This is a genomic window from Marinobacter sp. LM1, assembly GCF_042763285.1.
GTDB lineage: Bacteria > Pseudomonadota > Gammaproteobacteria > Pseudomonadales > Oleiphilaceae > Marinobacter > Marinobacter nauticus.
The window spans coordinates 971,974-997,103 of the sequence record NZ_CP114373.1 but is presented as its reverse complement, the minus strand read 5'-3'; the positions used below and the strand labels follow the sequence as shown (position 1 = coordinate 997,103).

General features: G+C 58.9%; 24 protein-coding genes. 6 read left to right on the top strand and 18 right to left on the bottom strand.

The window, feature by feature from the left end:
• Window positions 1–13 precede the first annotated feature (13 nt).
• The 3 genes from OZ656_RS04635 to mpl all read right to left on the bottom strand — a co-directional run bounded on the left by OZ656_RS04635 (window position 14) and on the right by mpl (window position 3,286).
• Window positions 14–1,153, bottom strand: a complete 1,140-nt coding sequence (locus OZ656_RS04635; RefSeq protein ID WP_379945013.1) for an acyl-CoA dehydrogenase family protein — start codon at window positions 1,151–1,153, stop codon at window positions 14–16.
• A 122-nt stretch (window positions 1,154–1,275) separates the two neighbouring features.
• Window positions 1,276–1,899, bottom strand: a complete 624-nt coding sequence (locus OZ656_RS04630) for a flavin prenyltransferase UbiX (RefSeq protein ID WP_379945012.1) — start codon at window positions 1,897–1,899, stop codon at window positions 1,276–1,278.
• On the bottom strand, window positions 1,892–3,286 hold the full coding sequence (mpl, locus tag OZ656_RS04625; protein WP_286894653.1) for a UDP-N-acetylmuramate:L-alanyl-gamma-D-glutamyl-meso-diaminopimelate ligase: 1,395 nt from the start codon (window positions 3,284–3,286) through the stop codon (window positions 1,892–1,894). Before mpl ends, OZ656_RS04630 begins: the two co-directional genes overlap by 8 nt.
• Before the next feature lie 144 nt (window positions 3,287–3,430).
• Here mpl and OZ656_RS04620 point away from each other — a divergent pair, with 144 nt between their 5' ends.
• Window positions 3,431–4,693 (top strand): 6-phosphofructokinase, encoded by a 1,263-nt coding sequence (locus tag OZ656_RS04620; protein ID WP_273030637.1) that lies wholly within the window; start codon window positions 3,431–3,433, stop codon window positions 4,691–4,693.
• Window positions 4,694–4,767: 74 nt separating this feature from the next.
• Here the strand turns inward: OZ656_RS04620 and OZ656_RS04615 are convergent, their stop codons facing one another.
• Both OZ656_RS04615 and OZ656_RS04610 read right to left on the bottom strand, forming a co-directional pair.
• The gene (locus tag OZ656_RS04615; protein ID WP_011785863.1) at window positions 4,768–5,022 is read right to left on the bottom strand and encodes a GrxA family glutaredoxin; all 255 of its coding nucleotides are present in this window, start codon (window positions 5,020–5,022) and stop codon (window positions 4,768–4,770) included.
• A 154-nt stretch (window positions 5,023–5,176) separates the two neighbouring features.
• Window positions 5,177–7,303 carry a methyl-accepting chemotaxis protein gene (locus tag OZ656_RS04610; protein ID WP_379945011.1) on the bottom strand — a complete coding sequence of 709 codons (2,127 nt, stop codon included), beginning with the start codon at window positions 7,301–7,303 and terminating at the stop codon, window positions 5,177–5,179.
• 58 nt (window positions 7,304–7,361) lie between these two features.
• On the opposite strand from OZ656_RS04610, the gene OZ656_RS04605 reads away from it, so the two are divergent.
• Window positions 7,362–7,787, top strand: coding sequence for a YqaA family protein (locus OZ656_RS04605; protein ID WP_014420673.1), 426 nt, complete (start codon window positions 7,362–7,364; stop codon window positions 7,785–7,787).
• Here OZ656_RS04605 and OZ656_RS04600 read toward each other — a convergent pair.
• Window positions 7,784–9,190, bottom strand: a complete 1,407-nt coding sequence (locus OZ656_RS04600) for an AarF/ABC1/UbiB kinase family protein (protein WP_153740881.1) — start codon at window positions 9,188–9,190, stop codon at window positions 7,784–7,786. The genes OZ656_RS04605 and OZ656_RS04600 overlap by 4 nt on opposite strands.
• Window positions 9,191–9,443: 253 nt before the next feature.
• On the opposite strand from OZ656_RS04600, the gene OZ656_RS04595 reads away from it, so the two are divergent.
• Window positions 9,444–10,538 carry a GGDEF domain-containing protein gene (locus tag OZ656_RS04595; RefSeq protein WP_379945009.1) on the top strand — a complete coding sequence of 365 codons (1,095 nt, stop codon included), beginning with the start codon at window positions 9,444–9,446 and terminating at the stop codon, window positions 10,536–10,538.
• Here OZ656_RS04595 and lipB read toward each other — a convergent pair.
• From lipB to OZ656_RS04545, 10 genes are all read right to left on the bottom strand, one after another.
• Window positions 10,526–11,164: a lipoyl(octanoyl) transferase LipB gene (gene lipB, locus OZ656_RS04590; RefSeq protein WP_379945008.1), complete on the bottom strand. Its 639-nt coding sequence runs from the start codon at window positions 11,162–11,164 to the stop codon at window positions 10,526–10,528. The two genes, OZ656_RS04595 and lipB, sit on opposite strands and share 13 nt — an antisense overlap.
• Window positions 11,165–11,166: 2 nt before the next feature.
• Window positions 11,167–11,445 (bottom strand): YbeD family protein, encoded by a 279-nt coding sequence (locus tag OZ656_RS04585; RefSeq protein WP_370228928.1) that lies wholly within the window; start codon window positions 11,443–11,445, stop codon window positions 11,167–11,169.
• A 32-nt stretch (window positions 11,446–11,477) separates the two neighbouring features.
• The gene (locus OZ656_RS04580) at window positions 11,478–12,641 is read right to left on the bottom strand and encodes a D-alanyl-D-alanine carboxypeptidase family protein (RefSeq protein WP_379945006.1); all 1,164 of its coding nucleotides are present in this window, start codon (window positions 12,639–12,641) and stop codon (window positions 11,478–11,480) included.
• Window positions 12,642–12,698: 57 nt separating this feature from the next.
• On the bottom strand, window positions 12,699–13,586 hold the full coding sequence (locus OZ656_RS04575; protein WP_228224763.1) for a septal ring lytic transglycosylase RlpA family protein: 888 nt from the start codon (window positions 13,584–13,586) through the stop codon (window positions 12,699–12,701).
• A gap of 110 nt (window positions 13,587–13,696) precedes the next feature.
• On the bottom strand, window positions 13,697–14,839 hold the full coding sequence (gene rodA / locus OZ656_RS04570; RefSeq protein ID WP_278350354.1) for a rod shape-determining protein RodA: 1,143 nt from the start codon (window positions 14,837–14,839) through the stop codon (window positions 13,697–13,699).
• Window positions 14,839–16,737 (bottom strand): penicillin-binding protein 2, encoded by a 1,899-nt coding sequence (mrdA, locus tag OZ656_RS04565; RefSeq protein WP_278350353.1) that lies wholly within the window; start codon window positions 16,735–16,737, stop codon window positions 14,839–14,841. The genes rodA and mrdA overlap by 1 nt, the downstream gene beginning before the upstream one ends.
• 8 nt (window positions 16,738–16,745) lie before the next feature.
• Complete coding sequence (gene rlmH, locus OZ656_RS04560; protein WP_014420663.1) at window positions 16,746–17,216, bottom strand: 23S rRNA (pseudouridine(1915)-N(3))-methyltransferase RlmH; 471 nt, start codon at window positions 17,214–17,216, stop codon at window positions 16,746–16,748.
• A gap of 2 nt (window positions 17,217–17,218) precedes the next feature.
• Entirely contained in the window at window positions 17,219–17,569 is a 351-nt protein-coding gene (rsfS, locus tag OZ656_RS04555; protein WP_011785874.1) for a ribosome silencing factor, read from the bottom strand.
• A 93-nt stretch (window positions 17,570–17,662) separates the two neighbouring features.
• Window positions 17,663–18,313, bottom strand: a complete 651-nt coding sequence (gene nadD, locus OZ656_RS04550) for a nicotinate-nucleotide adenylyltransferase (protein ID WP_278350352.1) — start codon at window positions 18,311–18,313, stop codon at window positions 17,663–17,665.
• Window positions 18,314–18,317: 4 nt separating this feature from the next.
• A complete protein-coding gene (locus OZ656_RS04545) occupies window positions 18,318–19,574 on the bottom strand; it encodes a glutamate-5-semialdehyde dehydrogenase (protein WP_278350351.1) in 1,257 nt (418 codons plus the stop codon).
• A 136-nt stretch (window positions 19,575–19,710) separates the two neighbouring features.
• Between OZ656_RS04545 and OZ656_RS04540 the strand changes: the two genes are divergently transcribed.
• From OZ656_RS04540 to OZ656_RS04530, 3 genes are read left to right on the top strand one after another with little or no spacing between them, the layout of a single operon-like run.
• Window positions 19,711–20,733: a GGDEF domain-containing protein gene (locus tag OZ656_RS04540; RefSeq protein ID WP_278350350.1), complete on the top strand. Its 1,023-nt coding sequence runs from the start codon at window positions 19,711–19,713 to the stop codon at window positions 20,731–20,733.
• Window positions 20,730–21,728 (top strand): GGDEF domain-containing protein, encoded by a 999-nt coding sequence (locus OZ656_RS04535; protein ID WP_379945004.1) that lies wholly within the window; start codon window positions 20,730–20,732, stop codon window positions 21,726–21,728. Before OZ656_RS04540 ends, OZ656_RS04535 begins: the two co-directional genes overlap by 4 nt.
• On the top strand, window positions 21,725–23,176 hold the full coding sequence (locus OZ656_RS04530; protein ID WP_278350348.1) for a bifunctional DedA family/phosphatase PAP2 family protein: 1,452 nt from the start codon (window positions 21,725–21,727) through the stop codon (window positions 23,174–23,176). Before OZ656_RS04535 ends, OZ656_RS04530 begins: the two co-directional genes overlap by 4 nt.
• Window positions 23,177–23,179: 3 nt before the next feature.
• Here OZ656_RS04530 and OZ656_RS04525 read toward each other — a convergent pair whose 3' ends face one another.
• Window positions 23,180–23,761, bottom strand: coding sequence for an LON peptidase substrate-binding domain-containing protein (locus tag OZ656_RS04525; RefSeq protein WP_341456419.1), 582 nt, complete (start codon window positions 23,759–23,761; stop codon window positions 23,180–23,182).
• A gap of 44 nt (window positions 23,762–23,805) precedes the next feature.
• On the bottom strand, window positions 23,806–25,059 hold the full coding sequence (locus OZ656_RS04520) for an HDOD domain-containing protein (RefSeq protein WP_278350346.1): 1,254 nt from the start codon (window positions 25,057–25,059) through the stop codon (window positions 23,806–23,808).
• Window positions 25,060–25,130 lie beyond the last annotated feature (71 nt).

The following is a 25,130-nucleotide window of genomic DNA, read 5'->3' as shown; positions in this document are numbered from 1 at the left end:
TCGGGGCAATTCGTCAGAACGACCGCGCCACGATTTCTTTCATGATTTCGTTGGTACCGGCGTAGATCCGCTGCACGCGCGAATCGGCCCACGCCCGGGCAATCGGGTACTCCCACATGTAGCCATAGCCACCGTACAACTGCACGCATTCGTCCATCACCTTGCATTGAAGGTCGGTAGTGTGCTGCTTGAGCATGGCCGCCGTCGGGATATCCAGCTTCTTGTCCAGGTGCAGCTCCAGGCAACGGTCTGTAAAGACACGGGCTGCCGTGATTTCGGCTTTCAGCTCGGCCAGCTTGAAACGGGTGTTCTGGAACGCGATGACCGGTTTACCGAAGGCTTTGCGTTCTTTCACATAATCCAGGGTCCACTGCCAGGCGGCCTCGGCGGCAGCGACGGCGGTCAGGGCCACCTGCAAGCGCTCCGCCGGCAACTCCTGCATCAACTGGAAGAAGCCCTGCCCTTCCATGCTGCCCAGCAGGTTGCCTGCCGGTACTTTCACATCCTGGAAAAACAGCTCGGAGGTGTCCTGGGCTTTCATCCCCACCTTGTTCAGATTCTGGCCCTTTTCAAAGCCCTCCCAGGCGGTTTCGACCAGCAACAAGCTGGTGCCCTTGGCACCTTCTTTGGGGTCAGTCTTGGCAACAACAATCACCAGATCCGCCAGCTGGCCGTTGGTGATAAAGGTTTTTGAGCCATTCAGAATGTAATGGTCACCCTGGCGGATGGCCGTGGTTTTCACGCCCTGAAGATCGGAACCAGCCCCAGGCTCGGTCATGGCGATGGCAGTGATCATTTCACCTGATGCCATTTTGGGAAGATACTTCTGCTTCTGCTCTTCCGAGCCGTAGTTCAGGATATAGGGCGCCACGATATCGGAGTGCAGCCCCCAGCCAATGCCGGACAATCCGGCCCGGGAGATCTCTTCCATAATCACTGCGGAGTAACGGAAATCGGCCCCCACACCGCCGTACTCTTCCGGCAGCATCGGGCACAGGAAGCCCAGCTCACCTGCTTTCTGCCAGAGCTCGCGGCTGACCTGACCATCCTTTTCCCATTGGTCGTGATACGGAGCGGCTTCCTGTTCCAGGAATTTGCGAACGGAGTCCCGGAAGCCTTCAAGATCGGCATCGAACAGAGTACGTGGAATCATTGCTGAACCTCGGTGAACGGGTTGGTTTATCGTTGTGTTCAGCAAGTCTGTGGCGGGGCGGGGTTTCGCTCAATGGTGAAAACCATCAATCGCTTTGGCCAAAACCATCGCCCCGGAACGGGTCAGTCGGCTTTCTTTTCGCCCCAGCGGGGTACCAGGGTTTGCGGAAGATCAAGGTGGTCGAGAATCCGGGCAACCATGAAATCGACCAGATCATCCACCGACTGCGGGTTGTGATAGAACCCGGGGCTCGCCGGCATCATCACCGCACCCATGCGGGTAAGCCTGAGCATGTTTTCCAGGTGCACCTCAGAATAGGGCGTCTCCCGTAACACCAGAATCAGCTTGCGGCGCTCCTTCAGGGCCACATCGCCGGCGCGCTCGATCAGGTTATTGCTGGCCCCGGTCGCCAGGGCCGAGAGCGTACCAGTGCTGCAGGGGCATATCACCAGCGGCGCCTTCTCGCCGGAACCGGAAGCCGGTGGAGAAAACCACTCCTCCCGGCCAAAGACCTGCACCTGACCGGGCTGCGCACCGGCGAAGTCCGACAAGGCCTCTGCCATGGCAGGCGTAGAACCCGGCAGCTGGAACTCGGTTTCAGTCGCGATCACCACCTGGGCCGCCTTACTGATCATCACATTCACACGGCAACCATTGGCTACCAGGCACTGCAACAGACGAAGCCCGTACTGAGCTCCAGACGCGCCGGTAAACGCCAGATTAATCACGGGTGATTGTTCAGCCACGACGCTTCTCCAGTTCCGCCACCAGTTTCCGATGAATGCCGCCAAAGCCGCCATTACTCATGATCACGATGTGACAGGTCTCTGGCAGCCCCTCCAGGGCCTTTTCAATCAGTTGCTCCACCGAAGTCTCCACCCTGTGATGATCCAGCTCTCCGTATTCCGCCCGCCAGCTGTCCACCAGTTCCGGCAGCCAGTCCATATCACTGAGGTTACCCCAGAGCACCCGATTTGCCAGTGCGGCACTCGGAATCAGCGTCTGCTTGTGCACACCCTGCTTCATGGTATTGGAGCGGGGTTCGATAATGGCCAGGATTGGCTCATCCCCCACCCGGTTGCGCAACCCCTCCAGGGTGGACGCAATCGCGGTTGGATGATGGGCAAAGTCGTCGTATACGCGCACACCGCCGATTTCGCCCACCAGTTCCATTCTGCGCTTAACACCGGAGAACCGGCACAGCGCCGCCACCGCATGGTCAGGCGTAACGCCCACATGGCGGGCAGCGGCAATCGCCGACAGGGCATTACGCACATTGTGCAAGCCGGTCAGGTTCCATTTCAGGGTCGCCACCGGCTGCTCATGGTGGATGACCATGAAGCGGCTGCCGTCCTCAGCCAGAAGCTCTGCCCGCCAGTCCGCCGTGCGGCTGATCTCGCTGCCGATGGCCGTATCCTGCACAGGGCTCCAGCACCCCATCTCCAGGGCATTATCCAGGTGGCTGTCCAGAGCGGGTCGAATGATCAGGCCCTGAGACGGTACGGTACGCACAAGGTGGTGGAACTGACGCTCGATGGCTTCCACGTTTTCGAAAATGTCGGCGTGGTCGAATTCCAGGTTATTCAGAATCAGGGTATTCGGGCGGTAGTGGATGAACTTGGAGCGCTTGTCAAAGAACGCGCTGTCGTACTCATCCGCCTCGATCACAAAGAAATCACTGCTGCCCAGCCGGGCAGATACCGGAAAGTCCTGGGGCACACCGCCTATCAGGTAACCGGCATCAAAGCCGGCCTGGTCGAGAATCCACAGCAACATGGCCGTTGTGGTGGTTTTGCCATGGGTACCGGCTACGGCCATTACCCAACGGTGGCGCAGGACCTCCCGGGCAAGCCATTCAGGGCCAGACATATAATCAATGCGCCGGTTGAGCACTGCTTCCACTTCCGGGTTACCCCGGGACATGGCATTTCCGATCAGCACCAGATCCGGTTTCGGCTCCAAGTTCTCTGGCCGGTAACCTTCTGTCAACGCAATGCCCTGGGCCTCCAGCTGAGTACTCATGGGAGGGTAAACGCCCTGGTCCGAACCGGTCACCTTATGCCCCAGCTCCCGGGCGATCACCGCCAGACTGCCCATGAACGTGCCGCAAATGCCCAGAATATGTATATGCATTAAGGTTGTGCCTCCGGTTTGAAACCTGCCAAGCCTCTACCATACTTTCTGCGCGGTCAAGAGCCGGCATATGCTCATGAAAAACCGCGGTGTTTGGCGTATCATCTGCGCCATCGTTGAACCAGCAGGAGGCTTCAGCCCGAGATGGCTATCAAGAACGCATTTTATGCCCAGTCTGGCGGGGTCACCGCCGTTATCAATGCCAGTGCTTGCGGTGTTATCCAGACCGCACGCAAACATCCGGACCAGATCGGCAAGGTCTATGCCGGCCGCAACGGCATCATCGGTGCTTTGAAAGAAGAGCTGATTGATACCAGTCTGGAATCTGACGACGCCATCCAGGCCCTCATCCACACGCCCGGCGGGGCTTTTGGTTCCTGCCGCTACAAGCTCAAGAACATTTCCGAGAACCAGCGCGAATACGAGCGCCTGATTGAAGTGTTCCGGGCCCACGACATCGGTTACTTCTTCTACAACGGCGGTGGCGATTCCCAGGATACCGCCTACAAGGTCTCCCAGCTGGCCGACCGCATGGGTTACCCGATCACCTGCATCGGCGTGCCCAAGACCGTCGATAACGACCTGCCCTTCACCGACTGCTGTCCCGGCTTTGGTTCCGTGGCCAAGTACATTGCCACATCCACCCTCGAAGCCAGCCTGGATATCAAATCCATGTGTGAAACCTCCACCAAGGTCTTCATTCTGGAAGTGATGGGTCGCCACGCCGGCTGGATTGCTGCCGCTGGCGGACTGGCCGGACAGAGCGAAGGCGAGCCGCCTCACGTCATCCTGTTCCCGGAAATTCCCTTCAACCGGGAGAAGTTCCTGGAGCGAGTGGATCAGTGCGTGAGGGATTACGGTTACTGCGTGGTGGTGGCGTCTGAAGGCGCCCAATACGAAGACGGCCGCTTCGTTGCCGATGCCGGCGCCAAGGATGCCTTCGGCCATACCCAGCTTGGTGGTGTTGCACCGGCCCTGGCCAATATGTTGAAACAAGCCCTGGGCCACAAATACCACTGGGCAGTGGCAGACTATCTGCAGCGTGCAGCCAGGCACATTGCCTCGGCCACTGATGTGGAGCAGGCTTACGCGGTTGGCAAGGCTGCGGTGGAAATGGCCCTGGCAGGCAAACAGGCTCTGATGCCCACCATCGTGCGGGATCAGGCCAAGCCTTATCGCTGGTCAATCGGCGAGGCCAACCTCAGCGAGGTGGCCAACCAGGAAAAGAAAATGCCGATCCATTACATCACAGACAACGGCTTTGGCATCACTCAGGATTGCCGGGATTACCTGCAGCCGCTGATCGCCGGCGAAAGCTTCCCGCCGTTTGACGACGGTCTGCCCAGGGTTGCCAAGCTGAAGAACCAGCTGGTGGAGAAGAAACTGAGGACCGAGTTCGAACTCTGATCCTGCCCTGCAGCCCTACAAAAAAGCCCGGCCAAAATTGCCGGGCTTTTTTTTACGCTACAAACGGCTGCGACCTAACTGGCCGTTTGCGCCTCATGGCGGCGCACATACGCCGAGAAATCGTCGAAACCACCCACATACTCGGAACCCACCAGAATCTGGGGCACCGTGTAGACCGGATGGCCGATACGGTCGGCAATGTCCTGTTTGCTCATGCCTTTTTCGATCATGTCCACCCACACGTAGGGGATGTTTCTGGATTCACACAGGTCCCTTGCCCGAACGCAAAAACCACAACTTGAACGGCCATAAATCGTGACCTGCTCCATACATACCTCCTGACTCAAAGGGTAGCGAGTGGCTGGCACTCTTCGCATCTATAGTGTCGCAATGATGGCATGGCGAGCACCAATTGAAAATTGATCCTCGCCATGATCGTGATAGTAGCTGACGATACCGATATCGCCTTGAGAAGGGGCAGCCTCAGGTTTTCAGGCGACCCAGTTCACGGTCGAGCACCTGGACCTGGCCATCGAGTGCATCGCCACTCTGCCGGACCCGTTGCGCCAATTCCCGCAGGTCGTTGGCCGCATCGCCAATGTGGGTCAGGTTCCGGTTAATTTCCTCGCTCACCGAGCTCTGCTCCTCAGCGGCGGTGGCCACCTGGGTCACATGCTCAACAATAGTGGCGATACGTTCAACCACCGTCGCCAGCGAGTGGCTGGCTTCCCGGGTACCCTCTACCGCGCTGGTGGCCCGCTCGACACCGGTTCCAATGACCGTTACCGCACCGTCCACGTCTCCTTTCAGGCGCTCGATCATGCCACTGATTTCATCCGTAGATTCGCGGGTTCGGGACGCCAGCGTGCGCACTTCATCGGCCACCACCGCAAAGCCACGCCCCTGCTCTCCGGCCCGGGCAGCCTCGATAGCCGCATTCAGTGCCAGCAGATTGGTCTGCTCGGCAATGCCACGGATCACTTCCAGAATCCGGTTAATTTCCTCACTGCGCTGGGCAACATGGCCAATGGCCGAGCTGGCCTGATCCATATCGCCGGCCAGTGCATCCACACCCCGCAACGCCGTACCCAGGGTGTCCTGGGTAAACTTGATGCCGTCCCGGGCCGCCCGGGCATTATCCGCTGCCTCGCCAGCAAAGCCGGCCACTTCCCCGGCCGCCGCGGACATTTCATTCATGGCGGTCACCACGCTGTCGATATCCTGGTGCTGGCGGACGGTCTGCTCATCGGTATCCCGTGCAATGACGCCAACATCCGAGGCCTGCCCCCGAACCTGGGCATTCACGTCTTTGAGGTCGTTGATCATTTCCCTCAGGCGGGCCAGGAAGGCATTGAAGCCGCCCGCCAGGTCAATCAACTCGGCATGAGTGTCAATATCCAGTTCACGGGTAAGATCGCCCTCGGCACTGGCCAGATTGCGCATGCGCTTCCGGATCTCGTCCAGGGGCCGGGTAACCGAGCGCACCAGCAACACCAACACAGCAATCGCAAGTACGACCACCACAATGCCCACCACGGTCTGGCGGGTGGCAGTGCTGGTTACTTCGTCTGACAGCAACGCCGTTATTTCATTCACGCTGGCCAGGGCGGTATCGCGCGGCAGTTCAATCAACAGCGACCACTCGGCGCCCGGCAACGCCACCTTGATGGGATAGGACACGGCGAGGATCTCACCGTTGTCGAAGCTGCCCCCGTTGCGGTGCAGCGATGTAAACTCTCCGGCCAGATCCGGCAGTGCTTCCCGCAGCGGCCGCCCCAGGTGTTCCTGATAGTGACTGGAAGCCGCAATCAGGCCTTTCTCGCTCAATAATGTGACTCGTGACTGCCCGTCGAACAGTTCCTCGCTGACACCGGCAATGGTCGACTGCAGTGTCGACAGATTGATATCAGCACCCACCACCCCGGCAAACTCGCCGTTGTTAATCACCGGTACCACCAGGCTGGTCATCAGCTCGGAGTAGCCCTCTTCAATCTCGTACTCATAGGGCTCCATCAGGCAGGGCTTCAGGGAATCACGGGAACACAGGTACCATTCGGCTTCACGGATCCCGAACTCATTGCGGTTATCCAGGTATTTGGTGGCAGGGTCTTCGGTTCTGCTGAACACCACATTGCCAGCCGGGTCCCGAAAGTAGTAGATCTCCAGGGTACCCTCATCACTGCTGTGTTCTTCCACGCCGCCGGTAAAGTAAATGTCCTGGCCGTCGTAACCATCCGGCTCAAACTGGGCATAAATCGAACTCAGATGCTTCTGTTCCTCGAGCACAGCCCCAATGTTTTCCTGAAGGTCGCGCCGGCTGATCCTTCCGGAGCTGTCCGCTTCGATATTTCGGGTAATCAGGCTGCGAACCACCTCCGGGGTCTGGTAGGCGGTTTCGAATACCCCGGTCACCAGCTCACCGTATTTCCCTGCGGTAGCGCTAAGCTGATCCATGACGATAGTTTGTACCGTGCCCCGGGTTTCCCGGGTCAGCCGTTCCTCCATGGAACCGAGGGAGAGCTGGGCGGTGATGACAATACTCACCCCCATGGTCAGCAGCAGTGCAATCACCAGGGCGTAGAGTTTTACGCGCAGAGAGAGTTGTTTCATGTACATCGAAACCTTTTTCTGTGAGGCTTAACCAACATCCTAGAGCATGGAGGCGTTTTTGGCCTACCTGACCCTGTTCCTGACATCTTTTGCCGCCGCAACGCTGCTGCCCGCGTATTCGGAAATACTGCTCGGCACCCTGGTCAGCCAGAATTATCCCCTGTTCTGGTTGTGGTTCTGGGCAACCATGGGAAATACTCTGGGGTCAGTGGTTAATGGGCTTATCGGCCGGCAAGTGGATCGCTTTAAGCACAAACGCTGGTTTCCCGTCAGTGAACTTCAACTTCACAAGGCACGAAACCGGTTCAATCGATATGGTCAGTGGTCGCTCCTGCTGGGCTGGTTGCCCATTGGCGGCGATGCACTGACTCTGGTCGGCGGCATTATGCGGGTCCCCTGGCTGAATTTCATTGTCCTGGTGGGGATCGGCAAGGGGCTGCGCTATGCCTTTGTCATCTGGGTAGTGCTGACCGCGTCGGGTTAAACGCCGGCGTCGCCATAGAGGTATTTTCTTAACAGATCCTCGCCGTTGAACTCGGAGTGCAACACCGCAATGAAGGTGTAGACCCCGATCAGCTTTCGATTGAGGAACACAAACTCCTTGGGAGGCACCCGAAAATACCGGCTGATAGCCGACCGCGCCGCCTGCTTGGCCACTCTTGAGGGCAAATCGCTCTGTTTCCAGCGGTACTGGCCATGGCTGTTGACGGCATAATCCGGCCACTGACTGCGATCCTTCGCCAGGGGTTCCAGTACTGACATACAGACCTTGCCAAACTTGTCCAGCACCTCCGCCGGCCAGTCCCGGCTCATGAATCTGAGCTTGATTCCGCCCTCAACAACCTGCTCCAGGTCCTCCTCGTAGGAAGCCCTGATCATCTGGATGACCGGCTGCAGAAAGTCAGACGAGTAACTCTGCACGGCGCCAAAATCCAGCAGGACAATCCGGTCCGTTTCCGAATCACCACCCTGTTCGCCCGCAATACGAATCCGGTAGTTGCCGAAATTCGGGTCGGTCTGGATCTCACCCCATTCAAATAGTTCCCGGAAAAATAATTCCAGGGCTGCCTGGCCCAGGGCACTGCGTCGCTCCAGTGGCAATTCACGAACCGCCACTGAACTGACCGAATGGCCGTGCTCATAGGTCGAGGCAATAATATGATCGGTTGAATACTCAGGCAGCACTCTGGGCACCACAAAGCGTGCATCATGGCTGAGCATCTGGCGAAATTTTTCGGTGGTACGGGCCTCAAGCCGGTAATCCACCTCCCGGTGCATCATTTCCCGGACTTCTTCCAGCCAGTCGTTGAACTCAGGGCCGAAGCTGACCAGCCGCGCCACTTTGAGCAGATGAGCCACAGCGTTCAGATCACTGTCTACGGCATCGGCAACACCGGGGTACTGCACTTTGAGCACCAGCTCCAGCCCGTCGCTACGGCGCACGGCACGGTGAACCTGGCCAAGTGAGGCGGCTCCTATAGGCTCCGGGTCAATATCGAGTTCAGAAAGCCGGCTCTCCCCCAGTTCGGCTTTGAGCACCCGCTCGATGGCCGGCCACTCCAGAGAGGTGGTCTGGTCTTCCAGAGTGTGCAGCGCCTCAGTGACTTCTTCGGGGAGAAAATGCTCGCCGTACAGCGCCATGACCTGCCCGATCTTGACCACACTGCCCTTGAGCCGGCCAAGTTCGTCCACCAGAAACCGGGCCTGACTGGAGAGCATTGCCCGATGCCGCTGCTCCCGGGTTTCCTTGTTGCTGAACCAGTTGGTCGCCATATGGGACGCCATGCGCGTGCCGGCGAACAGTCCGGCTCTGGTCAGCGACAACCTGCGCTCAAAGCTGCCGGTCTTGATACGGGAGACGGATTTTCCGGGTCGGCTGGAAGACATGAAAGACCTGTTTCTGTCAGGAAATGTGAATGCCTGCAATTCATCTGACCATTATACGGATCTGGGCGCGCGACTACCTAACCCAGTCGTCGCGCCGGCACTGCCCCTGGAGCCAATGTGTATAAACTTCGACCAGTTTAAAAGAGTTCGTGACATCGGTTACGTTTTGACACAGTCACAGATCACAAAGCGGTCTAGTATTGGTTGACAGGGTCTCTGTGATATTTATCAACTACAACAACACCACCCACACATGAATCAGCCCGCTTCAAGAACGCCAGACGCCGAGCTGTCGCAGTTTCGCGTTAAAGGCGAGATACCGGTACCGGCCCTGATCAACGGCCTCACCTGTGCGGCAGTGCCGTTGCTTGTGTTTTTCGCCTGGCGCTCGTCCGGCCACGGCGACCCGTTCACTTCACGGCTGCTGCTGGCCTTCGCCGCCCTTCTGGCCATTAATGCGATCGTCTTTCTGAGGCTGGGTAACAAAACCCTCCAGCGCCGGGCATTCATTACCCTGATTATCGCTCTGTTTACCTACCTGGCCATCCAGGCGGTTGAAGACGGCTCGGCCATCATCTGGCTGTTCGCCTATCCCCCCATAATCTTCTACATCAGTGAAGCCAGAGTCGGCATACTGGCCTGTGTGGGCGGATGGCTGGCCGTATTATTCCTGTTCAGCCCGTTGGGGGATATGGTTTTTGACTCGCCCTACAGTACCAGCTTCCGGCTTTCCATGATCATCGTGCTGGCTTTCGAAATGGCCATTTGCTACATCCTCGATCAGAGCCGGCGGCGGAGCAAGCTAGGCTTGATCCGGCTGGCCGCAGAATTCGAGTACGCCGCCAAGCACGACGCACTCACCAGCCTGGCCAATCGCCGCGAAGGTTTGGAACAACTGGAAACAGAGTATCAGCGCTACCTGCGTAACGGTCGCAGCTTCTCGGTTCTGCTGATGGATATCGACCTGTTCAAGAATGTGAACGACAGCTACGGTCACCAGGCGGGCGACGACATGATCGTGTTGGTTGCCCGCACCGTGACCGGCCAGAGCCGCAAGGTGGACACCATCGCCCGCTGGGGCGGAGAAGAGTTTCTGGTACTACTCCCCGAAACAGCCCTGACCGAAGCCGCCGCCACGGCAGAGCGAATCCGTTCAGCCGTGGCGAGCCAGGGCATTGACTGCGCGGGCAAGCGAGTGACCGCCACCATCAGCATCGGCGTGGCCTGTATACAGGGCTCGGAGTCGATCGATCGCCTGCTGCAACGGGCCGATGAGGCGCTGTATCAGGCCAAGACGCTGGGGAGAAATCGCGTGTGTCAGGCTACTGAGGCGCTTCACCAGCCCTGACGTTGCTCCACCTGACAATGGCCCAGGCCGTCGACCAGCTCGCTCACCAGCCGGCGTTCCAGGTCATAGACCGAGGCTCCGGCCTCAAAATCACTGACTTGGCACATGGACATACCCGCGTAGCCACAAGGGTTGATTCGGGAGAAGGGTTCCATGTCCATGTTCACATTCAAAGCCAGGCCATGGAAGGAGCAGCCCCGGCGAACCCTCAAACCCAAGGACGCAATCTTGGCGCCATTCACATAGACACCCGGCGCATCTGACCGAGGTGCTGCTTCGATGCCGCCTTGGGCCAGGGTACGGACAATCGCCTGCTCAATGACACTGACCAGGTTACGCACCCCGAGTTTACGCCGGGTCAGATCAATCAGCAGGTAGATCACCAGCTGCCCGGGGCCGTGATAGGTCACCTGACCACCACGATCCACCTGAATTACCGGAATGTCTCCTGGCAGAAGGATATGCTCGGCTTTGCCCGCCTGCCCCTGGGTAAACACCCTGGGATGCTCCAGGCACCAGAGCTCATCCACGGTGGCCTCGTCCCGGTTGGCGGTGAACGATTTCATCGCTTCCCAGGTTTCCATGTAGGGCTGTTGCCCCAGTGACCTTACGATGAGGTCAGCCACCGTTACAGCACCATGTGAACGCGGCCACTGGCCTTAAGCTCTTCAAAGAGTGCTTTGAGCTGATCTTCACCGGTCGCCACAATTTTCAGCTGAACCGAAGAAAACCGGCCTTTGCTGCTGTCGTTCACCGAGATGTCCGCTTCAGACAGTCCCGGGGCATGCTGCTCAACGACCTCCACCACAAATTCGGTGAAATCGGGCGCGGCATTGCCAATCACCTTGATGACATAGTCACAGGGAAACTCGATTTTTGGTGCTTTCGGCTCAGTCATGCCGCACATTACTCCCGGCTAAGGCAAACAGCGCCTCAACCTCAGTTAAACAGTTGAACAAAAAACAGCTTGATGGCGTCCCAGATGCGCTTGAACAAACCGCCTTCAGGCACTTCGGTAAGTGCCAGCACCGACTCATCCACCAGGGTTTCACCATCCAGAACCACACGAACGCGGCCCAGCTCATCTCCCACCTTAATGGGCGCTTTTATCACGGAATCAAGGTCGACCACCGATTCCAGTTGCTCGCGGGAGCCACGGGGAATGGTGACATAGATATCCTCCGGCATGCCTACCGACACCTCATCCGCCTGACCGCCCCACACTCTGGACGCCATCAGCTCCTGACCGGCACGGAACAGCCGCTCGGTTTCAAAGTAGCGGAAGCCGTAGTTGAGCATTTTCTGCACTTCCTGGGCCCGGGCCTCAGAGCTGCTGGTTCCCATAACCGTAGCAATCAGCCGGGTCTCACCCCGCTTGGCCGATGCCACCAGGCAATAACCGGCCTCTTCCGTGTGCCCGGTTTTCAAACCATCAACGCTGTCATCCCGCCATAGCAGGCTGTTTCGGTTGGGCTGACGAATATTGTTGTAGGTGAAGTGCTTCTGCGCATACAGCGGGTAGTTTTCCGGGTAGTCCTGGATAATATGCCGTGCCAGGACCGCAAGATCGTAGGCGGTTGAGAAATGGTCTGCGGAGGGCAGGCCGGTGGCGTTTTCGAAGTGGGTATCTTTCATGCCCAGCAGTTGCGCCTGCTGGTTCATGATGTCCACGAAAGCCCCTTCACTGCCGGCCACAAACTCGGCCAACGCCACAGACGCATCGTTACCAGACTGGATAATCACACCCTTGAGCAGATCCTCAACGGACACCGAGGTGCCCTCCTGCACGAAGGTTCGGGACCCCTCTGTGCGCCAGGCCTTGACACTGATAGGTACCATATCCGACATGGAGATACGGCCTTCATCCAGCTCGCGCTCGACAATATAGGCCGTCATCATTTTGGTCAGGCTCGCCGGTGGCAAACGCTCATTGCTATTGTGCTCCATGATCACACGACCACTGAGCGGATCCATCAATACCCAGGAGCTACCGGCAATCTGCGGCGGAGACGGGATCAGTACCGCCTGCGCCGAGGCCTGCCCGGTCATCAGCAACAGGGAAAAAACCAGAAACAGTGTTCGAGTTACAGTCTTGAAAGCCATGGATAGTTTCATTCGTCGTCAGATGCTTGTCTTATGTTGGTTCTGAACTCAGTCGGTTCAGTGCGAATCGGTCAGTACAATAGACTGCCGGAACCCTCTGGATTCCAGAAGGTTCTGAGCGTAGCGCGCGTCGCCCTCGCTCTTGAATGGCCCCACCTGAACCCGATGGAACCGGCCATTATCAGTGGTGATCTCCCGGACCCTCACAGGATTATCCAGCACTCCCAGCAGACGCTCGCGCATGGCCTCAGCCGGATCCCGCTGACTGAATGCGCCGAGCTGAACAAACAGCCCCTCACCGGCAGCCAGGTCTGTTGATCCGGAAGCCGGCGAGGCAACCACCGGAGCCTGGCCAGCGGCATCAAACGGCTTGCCAGCCAGAAACATGGCGCCGTCCGGACGCACCGAAATAGCGGCCACTTCGACCCTGGCGGTACCACGGGATTGATAGCCGAGCTTCTTGGCCGCGGCATAGGACAGATCGATCAGCCGATCCCCGTGGAAGGGGCCGCGATCGTTCACACGGACAATCACCGAACGGCCGTTATCGAGATTGGTCACTCGCGCGTAACCCGGAATCCGAAGGGATTTGTGTGCCGCCGACATGGCATACATGTCGAACACCTCACCGTTGGAGGTCTTGTGGCCGTGAAATTTCTCGCCATACCAGCTCGCGGTGCCGCGCTGCACGTAGCCGTCGTTACTGTCCATCACATGATAGCGCTTGCCCCAGACCGTATAGGGCGACTTGTTGCCAGCCGACCGTGGCTGCTCATATCGGGGTGTGGCATCGGCCAGGCCGCTGGCGTCAAAGCTGCCCGAAGGTGCCCGATCCTGCTTAATGGTGTAGCGTGACGAGTGGTCAACTTCAGGACTGCTGGCACAGCCGGCCAGCAAGGCAGCTAAAGCCAGTGCGGGAATCCGTTTGTCAGAGACCTTGACCATGTCTGTTCACTACCCCAAAACCTGTGTATTGATACCGCCATTACTGACCAGCAACATTGTAACGGGTTCCCTTGTGTATACACCATTACCGGGCAGCCATCATTACTGGTTCAGGCGGTGATCATCCGACGATGGGTGTGAATCGACATCAGCACGCCGAACGCCGCCATCAGAGTGACACTTGAGGTGCCGCCATAGCTGATCAACGGCAAAGGCACACCGACCACTGGCAACAGGCCGCTCACCATTCCGATGTTGACGAAGATATAGATAAAGAACGTCATCGTCAGCGCTCCGGCCACCAACCGGCTGAAGGAGTCCTGGGCGGTAACCGAGATGTATAGACACCGCAGGATAATCAGGAAGTACAACGTCAGCAGCAGCAACATACCGACAAAACCGAACTCCTCTGCCAGCACCGCGACAATAAAATCAGTGTGGCTTTCCGGCAAGAACTCCAGGTGTGATTGGGTACCCTGCAACCAGCCCTTGCCCTCCATACCACCGGAACCAATCGCGGTTTTCGACTGGATAATGTTCCAGCCGGCCCCGAGCGGATCGCTCTGGGGGTCCAGCAGCGTCAACACCCGCTGCTTCTGGTATTCCCGCATGACGAAGAACCACATCAGCGGGGCAGAAACCGAGACCATGGCGAGGAACGCGGCAATCAACTTCCAGCTGATACCGGCAAAAAACACCACGAAAATGCCGGCCATGCCGACCAGCAGGGAGGTACCGAGATCCGGTTGCTGGATGATCAGGAACATCGGCAGCAGAACGATCACCAGCCCCGTCATCACCCTCGGGAAGGTCGGTGGCAGGTAATAGCGAGACAGATACCAGGCTGCCATCATCGGCACCACCAGCTTCATGAACTCGGAAGGCTGAAACCGGGGCAGGCCAGGCAACGCCAGCCAGCGTTGCGCCCCTTTGGCACCGACACCCACCAGCAACACGGCGACCAGCCCGATCAGCCCCAAGCCGTAGAGCCAGGGCGCCCATCGACGAAAGACCGCCGGATCCAACTGAGCGAATACGAACATCACCACAAAGGCAACGCCCAGGCGAATACCCTGTGCCTTGACCACATCAATATTCCGGTCAGCACCACTGTAAAGCACAAAAAGGCCGCCACCGACGAGCAACAACAGAAGCCCCAGGAGAATCGGGTCCAGATGCAACGCTGACCAGATACTGCGGTTGCGCCCCAGATCGCTGCTAGTCTGACTGCTCCACAATTTGCTGCCGGCCATCAGTTGTCTCCCCCGGCCGCGCTGGAATCGCTGATTACAGGTTCCGCCTGCTCCGCCGGAAACTCCTCCAGCCAGGCATCAAACAAGGCGCGGGCAACCGGAGCCGCGGCGCCGCTGCCACTGCCACCATTTTCAACGATAACCGCCACTGCGATCTTGGGGTCATCCGCTGGCGCAAACCCGACAAACAGCGCGTGGTCCCGAAGCCGTTCCCTTATCTGCTCTTCGTCGTACTCCTCATCCTGGCCAAGACTGAATACCTGGGCCGTGCCGGTTTTACCGGCCATTCGGTAGCTTGCGCCTCGACCAGCGCTTCGACCCGTCCCCCGGGCACCATGCATCACTTCTTCCATCGTATCGACGACATATTCCCAATCGTCAGGATCCTTCAGTTCAAGCTGTTCATGCGTCTGCTCCGGCAGGAACTCCTTCACTGGACTGTCGCCGTGAACATCCTTAAGCAACCTGGGCTCAACCCAGGCTCCGCGATTGGCAATCAATGCTGTAGCCGTTGCCAGCTGCATGGGCGTTGCCAGCAAAAAACCCTGCCCAATGCTCATGTTGACTGAGTCTCCGGGATACCAGGGTTCATTTCTCACGGCCCTTTTCCAGTCTGCGGTCGGCAACAACCCGGTCAAAGCACCGGACACATCCAGGGTGGCATCCTCACCAAAGCCGAACCGGGCCAGATAGGAAGACATGACATCCACCCCCATATCAACGCCCACTGCGTAAAAGTAAACATCATTGGATCTCGCCATCGAGTACTTCAGATCCACCCAGCCATCACCAGAGCGATTCCAGTTCCGAAAACGCCTCCCGCCCTCACGGAGCTGGTAGTATCCCGGGTCCCAGATTCTACGGTCTTTATCCGTTGCGCCGCTGTCCAGCGCTGCAACAGCCATCATGGGCTTGATGGTCGACGCAGGGGGGTATTGGCCCCGGAGCGCCCTGTTAAACAATGGCTTATCGATACTCTGACTCAATTCGCGATAATCATTGACGCTGATACCGGTCACAAACTTATTGGCATCAAAACCGGGCACACTGGCAAGCGCCAGAATCCCGCCGGTCTTGGGCTCGATAGCAATGATCGCACCTCGCCTGCCCTCCATCAGCTCATGCGCCCGACGCTGGAGCCGCAAATCAAGATGGAGCTGGAGGTCTTCGCCCGGAACGGGATTTACTCGCTCAAGCACTCGCAAGATCCGGCCACGGGCGTTGGTTTCTACATGCTGGTAGCCCACCTGACCGTGAAGCGCCTCCTCGTAGAAACGCTCAATCCCGGATTTGCCGATGTAGTTGGTCCCCGCGTAATTAATCGGATCGATACGCTGGAGTTCGTCGCGATTGATACGGCCGACAAACCCCAGGGCATGGGCGGTCAGCTCGCTATGGGGATAGTAGCGAACCAGTTCGGCCTCAACTTCCACCCCCGGAAACTGATGCCGGTGCACTGCCATGCGGGCAATTTCGGCTTCGTCGAGATCGTAACTCAGGGGGATCGCCTGGAACGGACGCCGCGGCTCCCGCAGTCGGCGCTGGAATCGTTCCAGATCTTCATCGGCAATACTCAGGATGTCGCTCAGGCGCGCCAGGGTTGCATCCATGTCGCCAACGCGCTCCGGCACTACCGTCAGGCTGAATACCGGGCGATTCTCCGCCAGCAGAACGTTATTCCGGTCGTACACCAGGCCTCGGGGTGGCGGTACCGACTGTACCTGAACCCGGTTTTTGTCAGACAGCGTGGTGTAAATCTCGTGCTCAACGATCTGCAACTGGTACATCCGAGCCAGCAACCCGGTCATCAGCACCAGGACGAACACCAGCATCACCATGGCCCGGCGCTGGAACAGCCGACGCTCCGCTGCGGTATTTTTCAGTTCGCCCCAGACCATGTCTGTTCCTAGGCCCGGTGGTAAGGGTGGTTACGGGTGATGCTCCAGGCCCGGTAGAGTTGCTCGGCCAAGAGGATTCTCACCAGAGGGTGGGGCAAGGTAAGAGGCGACAGTGACCATTGCTGGTCCGCTCGCTGTCGACAGGCATCCGCCAGGCCGTCGGGGCCTCCGACCAGAAAAGCGACATCCCGGCCGTCCTGTTGCCAGTTTTCCAGCTGAGAGGCGAGTTTTTCCGTTGACCAGGGGCGCCCACCCACCTCCAGAGCCACCACGCGGTCACGGGCGCCTGCTGCAGACAGGATAGCGTCGCTTTCCCGCTGCATCAGCCGGGAGATGTCGGGATTTTTGCCCCGGTGGGCCATGGGGATTTCAGTCAGTTCAAGGGGCAACTCGGGCGGCATCCGGCGAGCGTAGTCGTTGTACCCCGCAGTGACCCAGTCGGGCATTTTCTGCCCCACACAGATCAGACGCAGGCGCATGACTACTCGCTGCCCGCAGCACCGAGATCCGGAGCATCACGCCAGAAGCGCTCCAGATCGTAGAACTCCCGGGTAGCAGGCATCATCACGTGAACAACCACGTCACCCAGATCAACCAGGATCCAGTCACTGCCGCCTTCACCTTCAACGTTGGATGCACGTACACCCTGCTCTTTGGCCTCGATCACCACCGAATCCGCGAGGGATTTTACATGTCGGTTGGAGGTACCGGATGCCAGAACCATAAAATCGGTCACGCTGGTGCGGTCGCGAACATCAATCACACTGATATCCTGAGCCTTGATGTTTTCCAGTGCGTTAACGACCAGATCTTTCAGTTGTTCAGCCTGCATAATTACCCTGTAGTACGGGTACTGGCCGGTATGGCCACCCGATCAATGATATTCAGACGCGATTGTAGCATCAAAGACGCCTGTGAATAACTCCTATTGGCCTTCAACAGGCCGGGCACCGTAGAGCCCCCAGGCGCGGATGCTCCGGCAGACGTCATCCGGGGTGAGGTAGCGTGGCGACTGGCCCGCCGCGATACGCCGTCGAATACCCGTGGCGGAAATATCCAGCAACGGCGGTGCCAGCTCCAGTACCTGGCCCGCTGGCCGCGAATGCAGCTCCGACGCTGAACCCACACAGCGCTCTGCAACCAACTGCGCTGCCTCGCTGCCCACCGGCAGTTCCGAGCCGGGGCGGCGCACCACCACGATATGGGCAAGCCCGGGGATCTCCTGCCACTCGCGCCAGCGGTCAAACGATGAGAAGGCATCGGTACCGACCACCATCACCAGAGGGCAATCCGGCCCCAGCTCGGCCCGAAGCTGGCGCAGTGTATCGGCAGTGTATGAGGCTCCGCCCCGCTGCACCTCCTGTTCGTCCAGCGCCAACGCGGGCTCGCCAGCGATGGCCTGCCGGATCATTTCCAGACGCTGCGCCGCACTGGCTCCGGTGTTACCCCGATGCGGCGGGATATGGCTGGGCACCAGATGCACCGGGCTCACCTCCAGCGCCTCAGACACTTCCAGTGCCAGTCGGAGGTGACCGTGGTGAATCGGGTCAAAGGTGCCACCGTAGATCACGTGCATGGTGTCAGGTCCGGATATGGCCGTCACCGAACACCACGTACTTCTGTGAGGTAAGCCCTTCCAGACCGACCGGCCCACGGGCATGGATTTTATCGGTGGAAATACCAATCTCAGCGCCCAGGCCATACTCGAAGCCATCGGCAAATCGGGTTGAGGCATTGACCATGACAGAACTGGAATCCACCTCCGTCAGGAACCGACGGGCACGGGTGTAGTTTTCGGTGATAATGCTGTCGGTGTGCTGGGAGCTGTAGCGATTGATATGCTCAATGGCACCATCCAGTCCGTCAACGACCTTCACCGCCAGAATGGGGGCAAGGTATTCCGCGTGCCAGTCTTCCTCGGTGGCTTCAACAACGTCTCCTAGAATGGCACAGGTGCGCTGACACCCGCGCAACTCCACGGTTTTGCTTCGGAACTGTTCCGCCAGCAGCGGCAACAAGTCCTCCGCCACCTCGTCATCAACCAGCAGGGTTTCCATGGTATTGCAGGTCCCGTAACGCTGGGTTTTGGCATTAACCGCTACCTGCAGCGCCTTCTCCGGGTCGGCATGGCTGTCGATGTAAACATGACACACACCATCCAGATGCTTGATTACCGGCACACGGGCGTCCCGACTGATGCGCTCGATCAGGCCCTTACCGCCGCGGGGAACAATTACATCCACGAACTGAGGCATGGTGATCAGCTCACCCACAGCGGCCCTGTCGGTGGTGCTGACCACCTGGACTGCAGTTTCCGGCAACCCCGCCTCGCTCAGGCCCTGCTTGAGACAACGGGCAATGGCCTGGTTGGAGTGAATCGCCTCGGAGCCGCCGCGCAGAATGGTTGCGTTGCCGGATTTCAGGCACAGGCTGGCAGCCTCGACCGTGACATTGGGCCGGGACTCGTAAATGATACCGATCACCCCCAGCGGAACCCGCATCTTGCCAACCTGAATACCCGACGGGCGATACGTCATATCAGTAATCACACCCACAGGGTCCGGCAGCGCAGCCACCTGTCGCAAACCCTCAATCATGGCATCGATGCGCTGAGAGGTAAGTTCCAGGCGGTCCAGCATGGCACTATCGAGTCCATTTTCCCGGCCACGCTCCAGATCCTTGCTGTTAGCCGTGGCAAGCTCGGATCTGGCGGCGTCCAGGGCGGCGGCGGTGGCCAGAAGTGCCTGATTCCGCACGGCAGTGGAGGACCGGGCGACTTCCCGGGAAGCGGCCCTGGCCTGCTGGCCGAGCTCCGTCATGTAGGCTGCTACATCCATTGATTTACCCTTAATTCTGCAAGCTGATTCCAAAACGGGAGGGTTACTTTACCTTTCCCGTTTCAAGTCCGCACCCCAAACGACTATTATAGCGCTGCACAGGTTCAAATGGATGCGCCAGCAAAGGACAGACTCAATGCCCCAAACCGCCGAAAAATTTCTTCCCGGCAAGTTTTCCCGCAGCGGGTTTATTGCCTTTGGCCTGACCACCGGGCTCTGTCTGTTCATGGGGGAACTGCTGGCGGCAGTGGCAGCTGCAGCTGCGGCTGGTCTTTGCCTTACGGGCACCCAGCAGGGCAAAACACATCAAAATGCCCCCTGGCCACAATTACGGGCATTCTTTCTGACAGCCCTGGTTCTGGCGCTGGTATCGGCCATCTGGCTGGGCCCCTGGCCACTCAGCCACTGGCTCTATGCCCTACCGCTGGTACTGTTTGCCATGGCGCCGGTCTATCTGGCCGCCATTGTTACTGTTATCTTCATTTTCCTGGTGCTGGCCGGCACCCAGTGGGCGATAGCCCTCCCGGACAGGCACCAGATGATGACTGCACTGGTACTGACCACGCTCCTCGGAGCCATTCTGGTGTTCATGCGCGAGTACAAATCCCGGCAGCTTGCGCCCCTGCGCCGTACCGATGAGCTTACCCAGGCAGCCAGCCGGGAATACCTGTCAGCCGACCTGCACAAGGAAATACAACGCAGCGAGCGGGAAGGCACCAACATGTCGGTGATGATGATCGGGCTGGATACTCACCTGAGCGACGTCGATCCGGACGAAGACATTCGTGCGATTCTGCCACGCATCGGCCGCTACCTGCACTCCCAGCTTCGGGATTTCGATACCTACTACCGGGTGGCCGACCTTCAGTTTCTGGTGATTCTCCCCGGCGCCAATACTGCCGAGGCTGCCCGAACAGCAGAACAGGTTCGCCGCGGCCTGTGCACGCTGATGGATTCGCACGGCCTGAAGCTTACGGTCAGTACCGGCGTGGCCGGGCTCAACATCGGCGACGATGCCGACAGCCTGCAACAGAGCGTTGCCAACGCCCTGCGGCGAGCCCAACAGCAGGGTGGTAACCGGACCCAGACCTACAGCAACCCGGTTCCCCCGGAGGCCAGCGGACTGACTGAACCTTCCGGCAGGGAGGCAGCGCAATGACCGAGACCCGACTCCGAACCTGGACCCACACCTTTGGCTACGGCCTGGCGGCGCTGTTCACCGCCGCGCTGGCACTGCAGAACCTGCGTTACGGCTTTTACCAGCTGTTCTATCTGGCCCTGGCCATGACCGCCTTACTGGTTGCCGGCCTGGTCTATACCTGGCTATGCCGTCGCCAGCAGCTCTCCGCGCCCGGCCACCTGGTCATTCTCGCCGGCCTTAACAGTGGCCTGGTTGCAGCGGTACTGACAATGGATGCCCCGGGCATCAGCCACTGGGCCATGCCTTTGCTTTCGCTGAACCTGCTGATTCTGCCCCTGCGGCATGGACTAATGCTCTCAGCGATGCTACTGGTGCCGGTGCTGGTTGTCGCCTGGCTGTCGACCCCCATAGACACAGCCCTGATGACGACAGCCGGCCTTATAGCACTGCTGGCAGTGACCGCCCTGTATATCTGGCACTATGACCACATGGCGCAATCGGCCCAGGATCTTGCCATTACCGACCCCGCCACCGGAGCCCATAACGCGCGTTTTCTGGATGAGACACTGCAGAAGGAAATCAGTCGTGCCATTGCCACCGGCCACCCATTGTCGGTGATCAGCCTGAACATCGACCATGCCGACGAAATTCGCGACCTGCACGGTAAGGCCGGCCTGCAAACGCTGCTGCGCGACGTCACAGGCACCCTGTTTGAAATCATCCGGGCCGGGGATTCGCTCTACAGCATCAACGGATCGGAGTTCTTCCTGATCCTGCCGTTTACGCCGGAGGAAGGGGTACGGGTCATTGCAGAGCGCATTCGCAGGACCCTCAGTGAACGTGACTGGGCCCAGATTGGCACAATATCGGTCAGCCTCGGCTGCACCACCCGGGGCAACGGCGACACCAGCACCCATTCATTGCGTGACCGCGCCGTCACCGCCATGCTCGAAGCCAGGAAGCGAGGAGCGGATTCTGCCTGGTTCAGCCCGGGAGAGCCCGTCAAGGCATGACCGCGACCTGGCTCACTGACGTTACTTCCTGGGTAGCCGCCAATCCGGGCTGGCTGATTGCCGCCCTGTTCCTGACCGCGCTGATAGAATCGCTGGCGGTTGCCGGCATCATCATACCTGGAGTGGCTTTATTGTTCGCATTTGCCGCGCTCGCTGGCAAGAGCGGCTTGCCCCTGTCCGACGCCCTGCTGTGGGCCGGCCTTGGCGCCGTGGCGGGGGATGCGATCAGCTTCGCCATCGGCCGCCTGTTCAAGGGGCGCCTGGATACCGTCTGGCCATTCAGTCGATACCCGGGGCTCATTGCCCGCGGAGAGCGCTTTTTTCGCGCCCACGGGGGAAAGAGCGTGGTCATCGGCCGTTTTGTTGGGCCGATACGCCCGGTCATTCCCCTGATTGCCGGTGCGCTGACCATGTCCTGGCAGCGTTTTCTCACCTTCAATCTGCTATCAGCCGCGGGCTGGGCCCTGGTGTATGTCCTGCCGGGATTTTTCGTAGGATCGGCCATGGGCAGCGAGATCAAACCCCCACCCCATTTCTATCTGGTACTTGCGATCAGTGGTGCGGCGCTGGTGGTTGTCTATCTGATTGTTTTGCGGATTCGGCTCGGCGTTGGTGAAGGGAGCTGGCTCTATCAATGGCTGGAATCCCGGATGAGTCAATACGACGCAACACACCGGTTCTGGCGTCTGTACAGCAGCGAGCGGCCGGCTCAGCAGGGGGAATTTCCTCTGCCCTCACTGCTAATGACGGCCACCTCGCTCGCATTGTTTCTTGGGCTGTCACAGTTGGTCGGAGTCAGTGATCAGCTGGCCTTTATGAACCAGCAAGTGCTGCAATGGTTCGGCGCTCTGCGCCAACCCCTACTGGATCTTCCGATGGTAGCGTTCACCTTGCTGGGAGATCCCCCAGTCCTGTTCGCTGCCGCCGTGTTTGCCGTTCTGTTGCTGGCATTCAGGGGCTACTACGCAGCCGCCATTCATATTGCCAGTGCCGCAGCCATCACCGGGATCAGCGTTTGGCTGCTGAAAGCGGGCATCGGCATCAGCCGGCCAGATCAGGTGCTCTCGGCACCAAGCTCTGGCGCTTACCCCAGCGGGCATACGGCCGGAATGACCGTGCTGGTCACGCTAGCAGCCAGCTTCGTCGCGGGCGAAAACCGGAAACACCAGCGCTGGCAGCATTACCTGTTTCTGTCACTGCCCTTGCTGCCGGTGGCCCTGAGCCGGCTGTATCTTGGCGTGCACTGGTTCACGGATGTACTTGGCGGCCTGTTTCTGGGGCTCGCGATCACCGGAGCGACGCGGGCCAGTTACAGCCGGTATGACAGGGTGGCCCTGAGTCCGGACAGCTTGACCTGGGCCATCGGTGTCGGTTGGCTGGCATTCGTGGCCATGTACATGATGGGGAACTGGGAGGCCGCCATGGTGAGTTACACACCCCATCCCTGACCGTTAGCCGCCCTGTTCCAGCGCTTCCAGCAACTGTTGCAGTCGGTCAAGCCGTTCAAGCGGATCCTGCAATTCCGCCAGCCGCTGTTTTTCCTGCTTATCCAGCGGCAGCAATTCGGTCAGCCTCCAGCCAATATGGCGGGCATCGTCATAATCCACATCCATTTCCAGATCCTTGACCACCGGATGGCGGAACAGTGCCCGCAAAACCGAGGGCAACTCATGGTAGCGTTCCGGCACGTCACTCTCGGCCTCGGCAATCAGGCACTCCACATCGCCGACATTGAGACCATCCTCCTGCTGCCAGCTACGGATGACGGAAACCTTGCAATCTCCCTCAACGGTGATACCCAGCAAACCGTTTTCCAGTTGCTGGAAGTCAATGATCCGGACGTAGGTGCCGATGTCGTAGAACGAGGCCCGGGCTTCGGTCTCGGCCCCTTCCCGCAACAAAACCACCACAAAGCCGCGATCCTCCTTCAGGCAACCGGTGAGCATGTCGATATAACGGGGTTCAAACAGCTGCAGGGGGATTCGCCCCCCGGGCAGGATGATTGAATTCAATGGAAACAGCGGTACGTTCATAAGTTTTTCAGTCACTACCGGCCAGGCTCCTGCTGCGGCTTGGTCTATCGAATCGAAAGAAGCTTCTGCACTTCATCCACCCGTTCCCGGGCCTCACTCAGCAGTTGCAGACTTCTGGAAGCATTCAGTTCCAGCTCGCCCAGCCGGCGCCATGCCGGCACCTGATCAAAGGCTGGAAGCCCCTCATTCTGGCTGGAGCCAATCATCGAATGCAGTTGGGCAACAATCACCACATCAACCAGTTGGGGCGCAGTTTCCCGGCACTCATGATGCCAGTCTTCCGCATGGCGCACCGCCTCCACGAAGGCTTTCGGGAACGCCCAGCTCTCAAGTACCGCGCACCCGACATCGGCGCGGAGTTCGTCGATGGCATGGTGCAGGTTTCTGTCATCGGCGAACAGATTGACGTGGTGCTCCGCCTGCACCAGCACAGGAACCACCCCGATATCATGCAGTAACCCCGCCAGTAAGGCTTCCTCAGGATCAATGCGTGTGGCGTGGTCCGCCAGCACCCAGCACAGCGCTGCCACCTCCCGGGAATGGCGCCATAGCTGCTCCATTTCTTTCTGCAATGCCGCCCGACGGGTCTTGAACACCTCGCGCATGGCGAACACCGTCACTAATTGCCGGGTGGTACGCATGCCCAGCCGAACCACAGCCTCACGCACATTGCGGACATCGCTGAAACCGCGATAGAGCGGACTGTTGCAGGAACGTACCAGCTTGGCCGCCATGGCCGGGTCTGCCGACACCGCGGAAGCGACCTCGGTGGCCGACGAGTCATCCCTATCCACCACCCGCCGGACTTTCCAGGCCACATCCGGCACACTCGGCAACTGGACCTGATTGGACCGCAGCTCAGAGTAGAACTCCATCAACAGATGGTGCTCTTCGCTCTGGTCTTCGTCGTGATCCGACGAGTCCATTTCCACCTGGGAAATGGGCGCCGCCCGCAGCATCTGGTTCAGCACTTCCTGCTCGATCACCAGAAACTCGCAGGGTTTGACTGCAGTAACGTCATACATCCGGGGCTGCAGACGGGCTACTGGATTGAGAGCTTTGTCGGTCTCAGCCTCAATGGTCGACTTACGACCATCAACCGATTGCAGCTCCACGGCGCCGGAAATCAGAAAATAATCCAGACCATCCCGAACGCCCCGTTCCATGACCCTCTGCCCTGGTCTATGGGTTCTGCGCTCAGCCCGGCTGGCCAACAACACAAGCTGATCGTCCGTCAGACGGCCCAAAGGCTGAAAACTTTTAAGACGACGTAATGGCAGGCTTTCCTGGCCGCCCATAGGCAGACTCCCCTGAACTGCTGGATAATAAACGGTCATCACATGTTACGTATTGTAATCACCACTCAGGA